The organism is Oscillospiraceae bacterium (assembly GCA_034925865.1).
Taxonomy (GTDB): domain Bacteria; phylum Bacillota; class Clostridia; order Oscillospirales; family SIG627; genus SIG704.
The window spans coordinates 16,017-32,588 of record JAYFRN010000040.1 but is presented as its reverse complement, the minus strand read 5'-3'; the positions used below and the strand labels follow the sequence as shown (position 1 = coordinate 32,588).

At 43.4% G+C, this 16,572-nt stretch carries 6 protein-coding genes and 1 tRNA gene; 4 read left to right on the top strand and 3 right to left on the bottom strand.

Features of this window, described 5'->3' with window-relative positions; all coding sequences use genetic code 11:
* Positions 1-74 precede the first annotated feature (74 nt).
* Positions 75-7,448, bottom strand: coding sequence for a glucoamylase family protein (locus VB118_11765; protein ID MEA4833274.1), 7,374 nt, complete (start codon positions 7,446-7,448; stop codon positions 75-77).
* 733 nt (positions 7,449-8,181) lie between these two features.
* A complete protein-coding gene (locus VB118_11760; protein ID MEA4833273.1) occupies positions 8,182-9,288 on the bottom strand; it encodes a hypothetical protein in 1,107 nt (368 codons plus the stop codon).
* A 258-nt stretch (positions 9,289-9,546) separates the two neighbouring features.
* Here VB118_11760 and nifJ point away from each other — a divergent pair, with 258 nt between their 5' ends.
* Both nifJ and VB118_11750 read left to right on the top strand, forming a co-directional pair.
* Positions 9,547-13,116 carry a pyruvate:ferredoxin (flavodoxin) oxidoreductase gene (nifJ, locus tag VB118_11755; GenBank protein ID MEA4833272.1) on the top strand — a complete coding sequence of 1,190 codons (3,570 nt, stop codon included), beginning with the start codon at positions 9,547-9,549 and terminating at the stop codon, positions 13,114-13,116.
* A gap of 244 nt (positions 13,117-13,360) precedes the next feature.
* A tRNA-Arg gene (locus VB118_11750) sits at positions 13,361-13,437 on the top strand.
* A gap of 242 nt (positions 13,438-13,679) precedes the next feature.
* Here VB118_11750 and VB118_11745 read toward each other — a convergent pair.
* On the bottom strand, positions 13,680-13,823 hold the full coding sequence (locus VB118_11745; GenBank protein MEA4833271.1) for a hypothetical protein: 144 nt from the start codon (positions 13,821-13,823) through the stop codon (positions 13,680-13,682).
* Between the two features lie 529 nt (positions 13,824-14,352).
* Here VB118_11745 and VB118_11740 point away from each other — a divergent pair.
* Both VB118_11740 and VB118_11735 read left to right on the top strand, forming a co-directional pair.
* Entirely contained in the window at positions 14,353-15,084 is a 732-nt protein-coding gene (locus VB118_11740; GenBank protein MEA4833270.1) for a TraX family protein, read from the top strand.
* Positions 15,085-15,090: 6 nt separating this feature from the next.
* Positions 15,091-16,305, top strand: a complete 1,215-nt coding sequence (locus VB118_11735) for a M15 family metallopeptidase (GenBank protein MEA4833269.1) — start codon at positions 15,091-15,093, stop codon at positions 16,303-16,305.
* Positions 16,306-16,572 lie beyond the last annotated feature (267 nt).

The window sequence follows — 16,572 nt, the reverse complement described above, 5'->3', positions numbered from 1 at the left end:
AAAAAACCACAGCGCCGCCCTGTTTTTACAGCAAGGCGGCGCCGTTTTGTCCCATAAAAATTTAACAAAAGCCCTTAGAATTTAAACGGCTTGTTGCTTGGTGTTTTGCCTTTTTTTCGAATTTCATCAGAAAGCCCAAAAGTCCTTGCCATCCATCCGGCGGCGCCCGTATACCAGCTCCAGCCTCCTCTTCCCTCTCTGAATGGTCCGGAATATACATCGCCGCAAAGTACATACGGCTCCATCCGGTATCCGGGACAGCAAAACATCGACCTTGTCGGTGAGAGCGAGTATAAAATACGTTCGGACATCTCCCCGAATTTTAAAGATGGGTTTACATATTCCGAAAGCCTCAGAAAAGCAAGCGCGAGCCACACTGATGCATGAGTATATTGTCCTCCGTTTTCACGCACTCCGGGCGGATAAGCGCAGATATAACCGGGATTTTTATCAGTCGTTTCCGAAAAAGGAAGCGTAAAAAGCTTTAACGAACACATACCGGGACCGGAAAGACAGTCATATGCACTAATTAACGCACTTTCCGCTCTACGAAGCGATTCCTTATTTCTGTATTCCGGAATTTCGGCATAACAGAATGCCGCGAAAACCTGAGGAATAAGGTCGATCGAACATTCCGACGATAAAGACAGATCGAAGCCTACCGCTTCACCGTTACCGTGATATGCCCTGCCGTACCATTTGCCGTTATATGCTTTATCGGCGCTGTCAAGCAGCTCCATAGCATATAAATGGTATTTTTTTGCCTTTGCCGGATCGTCCAACACAAGGACTTTTGACAGTCTTTGAAGACAAAGCGCTCCGAAAAACGCAAGCCATACGCTTTCTCCGCCATTTCGTCCGACCATATCCATTCCGTCATTCCAATCTCCGCCAAACATGAGAGGAAGCATATGAGTTCCGACACCGCGCTCGATAAATAATTCAGCCGCCGACGTGAGATGATCCAAAACTGAAGCGGAAGAATTTCTTTCAGTACAGACAATATATCTTTCCGTTTCAACGTTTGTAAGCGGCGGAGCAGATAAAAATGGCGCTTTTGTTTCCAGCAAAGAACTGTCTCCCGTCTTCTCGATATATTCACAGGCGCAGTAAATAAGCCACATATAATCATCCGAACACATCGTCCTGATCCCCGCGGATACCGGATTCCCTTCGGATGTATGCATAATATGAAACCAGTGCATTACGTCGCCTTTGATAAACTGATGTGAAGCCGCACGTAATATCATGCGTGCCGCGTATTCCGGACGTTTTTCGATAAACAAAAGGCAATCCTGAAGCTGATCACGGAAACCGTACGCCCCGCTCGACTGAATCAAACCCGAACGCGCAAAAAAGCGGCATACGACTGCCTGATATGAAACCCAGAAGCTGCGAAAGCAAAGATAAGCGTTTGCTTCCGAACCTGCCATGGTTCCGACAGAATCAACAGGCGTGTTCTGCGGTAGAAATCCGAGTAAAAAGTTTCTTGTTTCCGCCAGAACATGTCCGAAAACCGAAGCACCGGTAATAGAATCAAGGTATTTGATATGCCTTTCGCTTAATCCGGACGTCTCCGCCTCGCATGAACCCAGATAAAAGACGGCTGCGGCCGATGCATCCTCTTTAATTTTAAGTTGAGTTGATACGCCGGCACCGCATCCGGCTATCGCTCCTGAACCGAAATATTCGGAATTATCAGGTGCTTTTAAAAACAATCCGCCGTGATTAATTGAGGTTGACAGAGTTCTTTCGTATACCGCATATGAAGCTTTATCAATAAAGGTCACGACTCCTTCGGGCGAGGAACCGAGAGAAGGATTGAAGGAATAAATAAGCTTTACAGAATTTTGTTTATTTGATTTCAGCGCGACTCGAATCATTTTAAACATGCATTTCTGCGAAACAGTCACTGAAACCTTGTACGATATGTCGTCCGCCTGTCCAAAGTATTCCGCCAGCCCGCAGGAATACACGACACGTGATGACAGCTTTATAAGATCATACGCATCGCCGTCAAAACATAAATAAAGCTTCTCCGAAATTTCATCGTCTCCCCAGAGACCGCCGGAACGCATGGTTAGGCATTGCTGCTGTGAATTGGATCGCCATGTGTAACCGAGCGATGTCGCTGTCATCACTGTCCCGAAGCCCGGAACAGCGATTACATGAGCCCATGCTCCGCTGTTTTCGGCTTTTTTATCAAAGATAAATTTATCGCATGAAAAGCCGTCTGTATTACCGTATTCAGTTATAAAAAAGCTTCCGCCGTCGTCGGATCCTTTTTTTCGCAAATTCAGTACAGCAGGCCGCAGAGCGGTTTTTTTACCGGCGCTGTATATCGCCGCGGATTGTAAAAGCTTTTCCGTATCACCGGATTCTGAGGTGATAACAAAAATTCCACCCTTGACATTCATGAGATGATCACATTTTTCATCGGATATGATCCCTCTCACAGCAGATGAAACGGGAGATGAATATGTGATCTTTTCGCGAATAAGAATCACAAGATCATAAATATGACCTATAAGCGCGCATTCTTTTTTTATTCTGATAGCAGATATAACCGCAGCTTCTTCGTTCAAGCTGAGCCCTGTGCTTTCCGTGGTAGGCACACTGATTAATTCTATCGGCAAATCTCCTGATATCCCGAAGCTCCAGAGCATCCTTTTTTCCATAAGCGTACCGACCGAATCACTCTTTCCGGTTATGACGCGGAAATGCGTGAGAGCATATGTTGTGGCTTCGAGCATTTCACGCATTTCCGTACCGCGCGACCCGGATATCACGCGGCAGGGACGCCGATGTTCCGTCTCACATACAATCTTATCCTTTTCCAGATAAGCGTACGCGCGGTCATAATTATATAAAGAGTCTGACGCTGTATTACCGCAGGCTAACACGAATTTTACTTCCGGAGCATGGCACTTAATCATTATATGCGGTCTGACCGGATAAAACGGGAATGTTTTATCCGCTGCTCTGACTGTCGTGGGAAGCAGCGCCGAAATTCCTGAAGCACGTATTATTTCGTCTCCGCAAAACAATTCATCATCTATAATGGCGATGCCGTTTATGGCAATAGCACCAAAAGTGCAAGCGGATTCGACGCTCCTGTCGCTTTTGCGTCTTTTAACAGCTGTATAAACTCCCCGGCGCGGAGATTCAATTGAAATAAAAAGCGACGCGAAAGCGGGATGAGAATAAAATTCTTTATCCTGGCAGAGAGCAGCGTCAAAGCTCATCGCACATATCTCCGCTTTGCCGCCCTTTCCCGAGCCGGAAGCGGTTAAAATGAAGGCCTGTGCGCTTGACATTGCCGAAAATGAAAACACCGCGTCCGCTCCCGTATTATTTAAATTCTTTTTTATCGATATACCTGCAATATCTTCTCTGCACTTCACTTCATCGTTAGAACCGGGCTGGGTGGAGGACGAAATAAAATTCGATCCGGAACCCGTATACAATATAATAGCGCCTGACAATGTATACTGACCGTGTGCAGGACGACATACAGCCACTGTACCGAGAGAGCGGCTGCGCAGATATGCCCGTACATTTCCGTTATCCGGCGCGTAAAGTATTGTTCCGCTCCCGCCGAAAATCCAAAGCCGAGGCAAAGCCGGATCTGCGGGTTCATACCCTCCTACGCCCGAAGCTGCCCGTCTCGCGGTCAATACCGGTGATGGAATATGTGTGTGATAACGGCGAGACAAACGGTATACAGGCGCGTCTGTAGGTACTCTTTCGGCCAATAAAAGCGACGCGCTCCTCATCATGTCGTCCGCCATAAACCTTTTTACGAATACATCTCCGAAAACCGCGTTTGCCGCCGCCGTCATCGACATTCCGATATGATGCGCCATGTAACATGAAATTATGGCGGCGCCTCCGGTTCTGTCCCGATCACAGTCGTATGCCTCGTAAAAACCGTATTTCCCATACATACCGAGCTTTTTAAGTCTTCTTAAATTATAAAGAACCGATGATTTGGCCTCAGGCAGCATCAGAAACGACGAATAAGGCGATATGACCGGGCTCATGCTCCCCGGCGCCTTGGATATTGAAAGCGCGGGAACGCCGAATGCGCGATATTGATAGTTGAATTCTGAATCAAAGGCGAAATATCCGCTTTCGCTTATTCCGAAGACGCCTTGTGAAAATGCCGAAGAAGCATATGGCGGGGTAACTCTGTAAAGCGACTGTTCGTTATACGCGAATTTAAGCGCTTCGTCAGTAAAACTGTTCTCATATGTCGGCAGAAAAAGCCTTGGCATGAAAAACTCAAATGCGGTGCCTGACCATGCAGCAGCCCCGAGATACATACCGGAGGATATAAGCGTTCTTTCCATTGCAAACCAATATCTTTTTTGAATGTCGCGGTCTGCGACAGCGATATATACCGCAAGCCGGGATTCGCTCATGAATTTATCATAGAGAATTTTGTCACATTTATCCGTGCGTGAGTCAATTCCCAGAGAAACGAGAGCACGTCTTGAATCACGAAAAACGCCGAAATCAGCATTTGCTCTCATTTCATATGCGATTTGCACGGCTTCCTTCGATTCGGCAGAATGAGAATTGTCTTTCAGCGCCGATGCGAGAGAGATAAGACATGCGATTAAATTTCCGCTATCCACAGAAGAAACATATCCGCCTCCTATCGGTTCAAATGTTTCGAGCGAATACCAGTTATAGAGATGCCCCTTATATTTCTTAAGCTTTAATACAGTTTTAAGCGCTTTTAAAGCTCTGGATGCCGCGTCGTCCCAGGAAATAATACCGAAATCCGCAGCGGCAGCACAGGAAACAAGATACATTCCGATATTCGTGGGTGATGTTCTCATCGCGACGGCGCGGACAGGCGATAACGATACATTGTCGGGCGGCAGATGTCCGGTTTGCGGCCCGACATTCTCATCAAAAAACTTCCACATATCCGCCGCATATTCCGCAATCGCGGTATCGCCGGAGGAGACTGTTTTCTTTTTAATATAAGGCAGTGAAGCGATATAAGCGACAGTCGGAAACGCCGCGCAGAGTATGCCGCATAATTTTACGGTGAAAAGAGGAGAAACCAGGGCGATAACCGCTCCGAAAGCTATTGATGAAACATAATTTTTGAGATATGTCGCCGCTCCGCGCCTTTTTTCGCTTGAAGCAAAGGTATGCCATTCTAAAAGACGCCTGTGAGATACTCCCATGCGCCATATGCTTCTAAAAGCTGCGTCAACGGAATTGACTCCTGAGGCAAAGAGAGCTGAAATGCGGTACAACATATTCAAAAGAGCGCGGTATGCACCGGAAATTGCAGACACAAAAAATCTTCTGAAAAACGGCTCTGCTCCGGAACCGGCAAGCTGAGAAACGAATGCGTCTATAACAGGCAACAAATAAGGCAGCAACGCGAAAAGCGCGCATATCGCAGCTTCACGCGGAGGAAGTATAAGTGAAATGATAAGAATGAAAGCTGAAAAAGCGGGAGCGAGCGAATTGACAACATTCATCCGCATAACATGCCGGTAAACCTTCGATATCGGATTTATAACTGTTTTACCGTCCTTATTCCGAAGCTTCCTGCCTGTGAAACACAAATTTTGTATGTCGCCGCGTGTCCATCTGTGAGAACGTTTCAAATATGAAACCGTATCAGATGGTACAGAATCGAAAAAGGATACGTCTGTCAGCTTCGCGGCGGACAAAAACGCACCTTCCGGAATGTCATGGCTTAAAACTGTTCCCGGTTTAAATAAGCCGTCCAAAACCTCCGCCGCCGCACCGATATCAATTATCCCTTTCCCGCAGAAAACACCACGGTCAAACAGGCTCTGATACAAATCGAAAGAAGCTGTATGGTATATATCCGCTCCGCCAGCTCCGCATTGGAGCAAAGAAAAAGGTGTTTTTGCAGACGAAAATAATGCCGGAGAAATTTTCGGCTGCATTATCGCATACCCGCCATTAACGTATTTTATGCCGCCCGCATCGGATATTTTAGGACGATTGAGAGGATGAGCCATAGCGCCGACGAGTGAATATACCGACATGAACATCATTTCAGTATCTGCGTCCAGTGTAATCAGGTATTTTATGTTTTCAAGTCTTTTCTCTCCCAACGATTCGATCGTTGTGTCGTCACGGCCGCTCAGATATCTGATCAGTTCGCCCAAAGCTCCGCGTTTGCGCTCGTATCCGCGCCAGACTTTATCGGTTTCATCAAATATCCGTTTTCTCCAAAACAGGCAAAAAGCTTCTCCAAATTGTCTGTTTAGGCGAGATATGCCTTCCTTCAACAAAGCAAGCGTTTCATCGTCTTTTTCAGAATAAGCATTATTTGATTCCGGAAAATCAATAAGAAGTCCGAAAAAAGAACAGCCTGTTTTTTCTCCCGCTTCTTCCGAAGACAAATAATTCATCTCGGCGCGTTTTATAAGCTCCTCCGCGTCCTTTTTGCTTCCACATACCGCGGTAGTCACTGTAACAACACGCATTTCGTCGATATGCGCACAGATATGCGACGCGTTGAGGCGCGGAATCGGACGCGCCGGAATAAGACGCGAGTATATATGATCGGCAACGGTTTTCGCCGATATCACACAAAGCGGTATTGTGAGCAAAGAAACAACCGTGCCTGAAAAATACAAACCGCCCGCTAAAAGCAGCAATAGCTCCGTAACAAACACGGCGGCGGACAGAATGTACAGAATAACAAAATACCCGAAGCCGTTTCGCGGTTTAAATGCAGTTTCAAGCGGTGAAATACCGTCTTTATACAGCTTGATAAGCCAATCTTCTTCATTCTCACCCGCTTTTAAAGCTTCTTCCGTTATACTCCTCAGAATATGGGAGCGTGTTTCGTAATCCGAAGCCGCGAAAACTCCGTCGGCATCGGAACGCAGTATTCTCTCGCATGGGTCGAACGCAGAGGTGAGCTTTGTAAAGTCGTATTCGCCGCAAGCTCTGAGTGAATCAGCGCACAATGAAAACTTTTTTTCATCGTCTTCTTCCATCGCTTCCGCCGAATATATAACAAAGGCGCGGACAAACGAGTTTTTTACCGATCGGACATCCGCGCATGAAAAAAAGCCGGAAGAACAAAGCGTTTCAAAAAAAACAGGATACAGCTCTTCTTCAAAAATTCCGCCGGAAGCACGCACCGCGCTTTCAGCAAAAGCCGCGGCCTTTTTTGTAGGCCGGATATCGGTTCTCTGAAGCATATCCCACGACGATCCGTAAAATAAATAAAATTTTTCTGAGCATTCCGCCTCTATTGCATTGGGAATAATTCCCGATGCACGCTTTTTTGCGGCGGAGACCGATGCGCCGCGTATAAGGTCGAGCGAAAGCCGGAGTTCTCGTCCGTCGATTCGTTTATCATGTAGTGAGCCGGACGAGATATAAGCATTTTTTTCGTTTATTAAAAGCTGTTTTAATTCGTTTGTGTCCATTTTAATCTCCGTAAAGGTTATCACGGACGTTATTATTGACATAATTTTGATTTAAAATGCAGCTTTTACCGGATAACGCAATATCCCGTCAAGGTTATATAAAAATCCGGGCTTCATTTCAAAAGCAGCCCTGAGAGAAATTTATCAAAACGGTAATTATTAGAACAGCAATTTAATAATTTTATTTATAAGAAAAAAAACAATATACCAGAAGCTTTTCTCTTATTTAGGCGGGCATTTTTAATTAACACTACAACGAACGATAGAGATTATACGGAACATTTCGAACAAATCAACTTCGTAACAAGCCACTATATTACTGAAAAACGATGCCTTTTAATGCTGCAGCTTAAATTATTATATAGCCTTTTATTCGTAACCCGTTTCGTTCTTTGTAGTGTTAATGTCTATTAAAAAATGCTGTTTTCGAACTCAAATTATTGATTTTGGAATTTAGTATCCATTGATTGAAATAATTGTATTTCATGCTTTCCTTACTGTCGTATATGTTTTTGAGAATTAATAAAATACAGAGATTGTTTCTGCAAATACCCTACGGTATAATTTTATGATTTGTCCACAATTAAAGTTGTGATGTCAAGAATAAAAACTAGGAGCTATATACAATGTATTAAATTATCAAACAAAATCCCATAAAAATCCGTGAAAAGGCTTCTGTTTTTTTGGTTATAAAAAAACGTGCCGACGTACAATGTGCGTCGGCGCGTATATTTTATTTGATCAAATTCAAAAGGTCAATGTAACAGATAAGCTCCCCCTCTTTATCGTCATTGTCAAGCGACCAGCGGGAAAAAATAACATATCTGCCGTCGAGCGTAAGCGCTATATCCGGATTCGTTTTATATTCATTAAGCTCGACGGAAGCTATGCGTCTGCAATCTGAAAATGAATATATATCAATATTTCCGCCGGAATGAGACGTGTCCGAAGAAGTGTATGCCACAAGTAATTTTCCGTTTGAATCGGCGCGATATCCGTAATATAACGTTGAAGAAGGAATCGTAATCGATCGCGTGTCGCCGGAATCGAGGTTTACATAAGTATAAACCGTCTCGGACAGCTTATCCTCGGTCAGAAGTACACGTCCGGGAGCAATCTCATCAAATTTATTAAAGGCCATATTTTTTATGCCGACGCCTATCACCTCGCTGTTTCCATAATCGAAATACGCGTACCCGGTATAATTACCGTCTGAGCCGGTCGCGTAATAGACCTTTTTTTCATCGGCTGATAACGTCATCAGAGCGGCATAATTTGCGAGATTTGCTTTTCTTGCAAGAATTCTGTCAAGCTGCAGATCAATAAGATCGGTAAGTATATATGAATCGTTTTCATATATGAACTGAGTGTCGTCACGAAGCAAAGCATTTTTCAAATTAACCGCCTTGCCTATATCCATGGCCTGATATGTGTCTCCCATCAGGTCGGAAATGAATATTTCGTCTCCGAAAACAGATATTGCTTTCCGATTTCCGGTAGAAAATGTTTTGAAGAGTGTGTCGCTTTTCGCGTCGGCCTTTTTAATGACACAGTCCGCAATCAGCTTTGAACTAAGCTCAAAATATCCGGCGACATATCCGTCATCCAACGCCGTGAGATATAATATTCCGTTTTCCATTGTAAAAAAGCGCAGAGAAGGAACAGTTGAACCGGATTTCGGTGCGATCTTAATAAGCGGCGACACGGTCAGGCCTGTTGCCGGAGTCGAGCCTGTTTCGGATGAGGACGGCATGGAGGACGGTGAGGATGCTGTCTTTTCACATGAATAAACAGAAAATAATATGATTACCGCCATGCAGACGATGAAGAGCTTTTTCATTTTTGCTTATGCCTTTCCGCCTGAACGTTATTTATTATAAAACGCCAATCAAATAATCATTGAATTGCCGAGTTATTAAACGGCTGTTAAATTATACTGTTCGAATAATAGCATAAAACCTCTGTAAAATGTTAAATATTCGGTTAATTTTTTTTAATTTTTGTTTTTTTACGGTTCTGATATTTACATTCGACGGGAATAATGTTATTATAGAATATATGGCAAAAAGTATGATTGCTTTTCAGGAGGAATTTTTAAATGTCTAGAAAAAAGATATCGATGGACGGCAATACGGCCGCGGCGCACGTAAGCTACGCCTTTACCGAAGTTGCTTCCATATATCCGATCACACCTTCGAGCGTCATGGCTGAGCTGACCGACTCATGGTCCGCCACCGGGCTCAAAAATATTTTCGGAGAAAAAGTCAGAGTCATGGAGATGCAGTCCGAAGCCGGCGCCGCGGGAACCGTACACGGCAGCCTTGCAGCCGGCGCGCTAACCACGACCTATACCGCTTCTCAGGGTCTGCTTCTTATGATCCCCAATATGTATAAGATAGCCGGCGAGCTTCTTCCGAACGTAATTCACGTTTCAGCAAGATGCGTTGCCTCTCATGCGCTTAATATATTTGGCGACCATTCAGACGTTTACGCATGCCGTCAGACGGGTTATGCAATGCTTGCGGAATCAAATCCGCAGGAAGTTATGGATCTCGGCGCTGTCGCGCACCTTTCCACTATCAAAAGCAGAGTTCCGTTCATCAACTTCTTCGACGGATTCCGTACATCTCACGAAATCCAGAAAATCGAAGTTTGGGATTATAACGAGCTTGAAGAAATGATAGATAAGGATGCGGTCCGCGCTTTCCGTGCGCGAGCTCTTAACCCGGAGCATCCGATTCTCCGCGGCTCCGCCGAAAACGGAGATATCTTCTTCCAGCACCGTGAAGCATGCAATAAATATTATCAGGCTCTTCCCGCAATAGTGGAAGATTATATGAATCAGGTAAATAAACGCATCGGCACAGATTATAAGCTCTTCAACTATTACGGCGCTCCGGATGCCGACAGAGTTATCATCGCTATGGGCAGCATATGTGACGTCGCCGAAGAGGTGATCGACTATATGCTCGCTGCCGGCGAAAAGGTCGGCCTTGTAAAAGTCCGTCTATACCGTCCGTTTGTCTCGGAAAAGCTCTTTGAGGCTATTCCGAAGACCGCGAAGAAGATCGCCGTTCTTGACAGAACCAAAGAACCGGGCGCAATCGGCGAACCGCTCTTTCTTGATGTTGTCGCGGCTCTCAACGCCTGCGGCAGCGATGTAAAAATTTGCGGAGGACGTTATGGACTTGGCTCAAAGGATACTCCTCCCTCCAGCATATTCTCTGTTTTTGAAAATCTCAAGTCCGAAAAGCCGAAAACAAACTTCACAATCGGAATCGTAGACGACGTCACCGGTCTTTCTCTCGAGGAAAAGCCCTCGCCTGACACAAGCGCGAAGAGCACGATATCCTGTAAGTTCTGGGGGCTTGGCGGAGACGGAACCGTCGGCGCAAACAAGAACTCAATAAAAATCATCGGCGATCATACCGAAAAATTCATACAGGCTTATTTCCAGTATGACTCCAAAAAGACGGGCGGCGTGACGATCTCTCACCTGAGATTCGGAGACAAGCCCATTAAAAGCTCTTACTATATCACAAAGGCCAATTTCGTCGCATGCCATAATCCCTCCTATATAATTAAGGGATATAAGATTGTCAACGATGTAAAGCCCGGCGGCACATTCCTGCTCAACTGCCAGTGGACACCTGAGGAGATTGAAAAGCATATGCCCGCTGAAGCAAAGCGCTATATCGCGAATAACGACGTAAAATTCTATATCGTCAACGCAATTGATAAAGCACGTGAAATCGGAATGGGCAAACGCACAAACACGATTCTTCAGTCAGCTTTCTTCGCACTCGCAAATGTCATGCCGATCAAGGAAGCTATTGACTATATGAAATACGCCGCAAAGAAGTCCTATCTCAAGAAGGGCGAAGCGATCGTTGAAATGAATTATAAGGCTATTGACGCGGGCGTAGATGCGATAGTAAAGGTTGATATTCCCGAAGCATGGAAGACCATCGCTATTGATAAATGCGTTGATAATGTTGAAGGCAACCGTCCGGAGCTTGTTAAATTCGTAAAGAACATTGTAATTCCTGTATCGAAGATGAACGGCGACAGCCTTCCTGTTTCCGCATTTATCGATCATGTGGACGGTACATTCCCGCAGGGCGCGGCCGCATATGAAAAGCGCGGCGTCGCCGTTGACGTTCCGGAATGGATTCCTGAAAACTGCATACAGTGCAATCAGTGCTCGTATGTCTGCCCGCACGCAACGATCCGTCCTTTTGCAATGGACGCCAATGAAGCGGCAAACGCTCCGGCATCCACAAAGTTTACCGCAAAGATGATCGGAAAAGGATGCGAAAACTATAAATTCAGCATTGCCATCAGCCCGCTCGACTGCATGGGATGCGGTCTCTGCGTCAATATCTGCCCGACTAAACCTGAAAAGAGAGCTCTCAAAATGGTTTCTCAGGAAAGCCAGGCGGATCAACAGACAGCGTTTGATTACGCAGTTGCCAAGGTAGCAAAGAAAGAACTTCCGTTTGCCGAGACTACCGTCAAGGGCAGCCAGTTCAATCAGCCGCTGCTCGAATTCTCAGGCTCCTGCGCAGGATGCGCCGAAACCTCATATGCCCGCTTGATCACACAGCTCTTTGGCGAAAGAATGTATATTTCCAACGCGACCGGATGCAGCTCCATTTGGGGCGGCAGTGCGCCCGCCACTCCTTATACCGTCAATCGTGAAAGCGGAAAAGGTCCGGCATGGGCAAACAGCCTTTTCGAAGACAATGCAGAGCATGGCCTCGGCATTTATCTCGGACAAAAAACCATTCGTGAAAAGTTGATTGGTTATGTAAAAGAGCTTGAAGCCAAATACGAGGACGAGGGAATGAAAGCCATTCTCAGAAAATTCCTCGATACCGCAGACAACGGAAAAGAGAACGAAGGCGCAACCAAGGCTCTTGTGTCAATGCTTCAGGAAAATGTATGTAAGAACGAATGCGATTGCTGCACACTTGAAAAGAAGATTCTCGATGAGAAGGATTATCTCTCAAAGAAATCTGTCTGGATCTTCGGCGGCGACGGATGGGCATACGATATCGGATACGGCGGTCTTGATCACGTTATCGCATCCGGTGAAAACGTCAACATTATGATCTTCGACACTGAGGTGTATTCCAACACCGGCGGACAGGCATCCAAGGCCAGCCAAATCGGTCAGGTCGCTCAGTTTGCGGCAGCCGGCAAGTCCATCGGTAAAAAGGATCTCGCTCAGATTGCGATGAGCTACGGTTATGTTTATGTCGCGCAGATTGCTATGGGCGCAGATATGAACCAGACGATAAAAGCTCTTGCCGAAGCGGAAGCTTATCCGGGTCCGTCGATCGTGATTGGATATTCTCCATGCGAAATGCACGGTATCAAGGGCGGTATGAATAACTGCCAAAGCGAAATGAAACGCGCCGTCGAAGCCGGATATTGGCAACTGTTCAGGTTCAATCCTTCTCTCAAAGCCGAAGGCAAATCTCCCTTCACGCTTGACAGCAAGGAACCGACCGGAAGCTATATCGACTTCATCGAAAGCGAAACACGCTATAGCCGTCTGCAACAGGCGTTCCCCGAAAGAGCCACAGAACTGTTCTCCAAAGCGGAAGCAAACTCCAAGGCAAAATATGAAAGACTCACAAAGCTCGCGGAGCTTTATAAGTAATATGTTTTCAGGGGAGCCTTTAAATAAGGCTCCCCTGATAATAAGATACGCGGCTTTATAATTTAATCGGTATTTATTATATAAATAGCGATTTAATTATATCGTTTATAATAGAGAAAAGCCCATATATTCCACTGTGGAATTTGCTTTGGAAATTTGCATATTGGGCATTTTCATCAGTTTTTTTCTAAAAGCCCTTGACAAACAGGTCTAAAAGTGATATCATACAGTGGTTCCGAAAAACGCGCCGTTAGCTCAGTTGGATAGAGTGTTTGGCTACGAACCAAAAGGTCGGGGGTTCGAATCCCTTACGGCGTACCAGGAAAAAGTCTTGATTTTTAATTGAATCAAGACTTTTTCTATTTTAACAGCATTTTTGGATTTAGTGTTGGTTCAGAGTTTATTATGAGCGCTGGCATTTTTTCTAACGCCTAACAACGTTAATGATAATGGAGATGTGTTTATTATTTAGTTTTAACAAACTCATATAAAGCTACACGTTCTGTTGAACCTGTTTTCCAAATATGAATCCTTTTACACTTAGGGCATAGCCATGCTGTATGTTATGGATAAGGAATAAGTAATGGATTGGTAATTCCCTCATCCTCGACTATACTTAACCATTCTTTATCCGAATATATCATAAAATCAATATCAGGGTTTTGTGAATTTGATAATACTTCACCGCACTCGCACCAAAATCTCATATTTTTTACCTCCAAATATTACACCTTTATCTGTCCACACTTGAACCATCGGTAAATCTTTATTACTGTATGTGCTTGCTGCTCGACTAATCATTTGCTGTTCTTGAGCTTTTGTTAATCCGGTGCCGCTAGTATTGTAATCTACCATTATTTAATATATATATATCTTAGTATATTCCGAATATAACATAATATGCTCATCAAATCAATTAAATATATATTTATTAAACTTTTCAATTTCCTCTTTATTCACTACTTTATTCGGTTGTATTTTTTATATTATATCATATATTTACAAAATTTCAATTCAAACAAAACATTCTATTCTTTTAAAAACGATACTGAACTTATATAAAAGCGAAATTTTTCACTGATTCCATATCCAGCTGACGAATTTATAAAAACTAAAATGATAGTTGAAATATTCACGTTTTTCTGTTATAATCAATCCGATTATAATAGCCTCTGAAAACATTTATAACCTAACAAGCTTAAAAATCATGATATGAAATAACACAGGATATAGATAATGAAAAAATGGAGTTTTAACTCTAACCAATTAAAAATCATAGCTATTATTGCTATGTTCTTCGATCATGTTGTCACCGGCTTTATATCACACAATACTCTGATCGGGCTTATTCTTCATATTCCCGGACGTATTGCCGCTCCGATAATGTGTTATATGATAGCCGAAGGTTATCATCACACTTCAAACATAAAGAAATATATCACACGTCTTCTGATATTTGCCGTTATATCGCATTTGCCATACAATTTATACTTCGGTTTTAAATTCTTTCAAGCCACCAGTATAATATGGGGACTTGCGCTTGGATTAATTGCACTTACCGCAGTTAAGAGTGATAGGCTTCACTTTGTTGTAAAATTATTTGTTTTAGCCTTGTGCTGTGCTTTATCTGTTACCGCAAACTGGAATTACGTTGCCGTACTTTGGATTGTTGTATTTGGTCTGTTCTACGGTGACTTCAAAAAACAAATGCTCGGATTTTGTACAGTTGGAGTTATCTGTCATCTCATTCCTACATATATAAATTTCGGACCGTCTCACAAGGGATATCCTCATTGGTATCAGCTTGGTATTTTCCTTGCCATTCCGGTTTTAGCGTTGTATAATGGTGAGCGAGGAAAGAAATCTAAGTTCATTACATGGTTCTTTTATATTTTCTATCCTGTACATCTTATAATGCTATATCTGATTAAACTGTTGATCCCATATATTTCTAATCTTTTGGGGTAGCTTGATATGAGAATAAGAATAAGGATAATTTTTGTAATATTTGCGGTATTATTTGAAACATTCTTTTTTTCCGCTTGTCAGCAAACAGTAAAACAATCCCTAAACGATTGTTTAGCTTTCGATAAAACAATCTCTCCGCTTGATGATTTAAGTTTCATTCAACCGGATACAAATACATCAACTTTATCAACATACGAAAGCGATATAGCGGTGGAAAAAGAATATATTGATTATTTGTATTCTGGAGGAGAATTTGAATTACCGATAAACGGGGCAAGTGGATACGCGTCTGTCAGTTTGAATATTTATGAAGATACATCCATCGATTCAGCAGTTCTCGGTTCATTGATCTCCGGTCAGGCGTTTGAAATTTTAAACGAATTTGGCGAATGGTGGCAAATTAATACCGATACCGTAACCGGATGGGTTATGCGCAAGTATTGCTTTATTAATTTACCTGATATAATACCATCCATTATTTACAATATTGATAATGCTTCTGCGTCTGAAATGAAATCATCGGGAAAGGATATTCCGAATATTACCGGAAAAAAGCTTTATGATGCCTATAGCTATAATCAAAGGTTAGGCAGAGAAGAATATATCGTTCCTGTTCTTTATCCAATGGCTTTAAAAATCTGTGCAGCACAGCAAGCGGCGCTGGCAGAAGGAAATACAATAATAATTTATGAAGGTTTCCGTCCCTATGATGTTCAGCAGCTGGTTGTTTCCGGTCTGAATCAGTTGGCGGCTGCAGATGCAGATGTCAATGCAGGAATCAATACCCCGCCTTGGTCAATGGGTTGGTTTATGGCAAGGGGGGTCTCCAATCATCAGAAAGGGTATGCCATTGATGCCGGTCTTGGCAAAGTAATAAATAAAGTAACCGCTATTACGGGCGATTATATATATTCGCATATCGAATCCTATCAGGAATATGAAATGCCGACAAACATTCATGAATTAAGCTCCGCATCTGTCATTTTTGAAAATCCCATAATATCCAGTTCTGACACAGAATGGAGAAAAGCAATACTATCCGACAAAATAAATGAACCCGCTTTGCTGTTGCAGAAATATTGCACCGAAGCGGGAATGACACCATTAGCTTCAGAATGGTGGCACTTCAATGATTTGGAAAGCGCTGAAATTACGAAGCAAAGTTTAAACACCGGTAATTATTATTTATATGATGTGAAAAGCCAAATACCGGTATCCTGAATATATAGATACCCTTAAACATGATGCCAAATAAATAAGCTTGTACGCAAAGCCTTCCGCTTTCATCTAGGAAAGCGGGGGCTTTTGTTATTGGACGGTTATAATATAATATTGTTGTATAAAAAAAGAAAAGCTATACACAAGAACATTTTCACTTGTAAATTTGATTCAAACGGTTTTATATAAAACTCCGAATTCATAAATTCAACAGTTATGCTCTTTATATATTTTAACACCAATATGATTATCTGGCAACAACCGAAATTG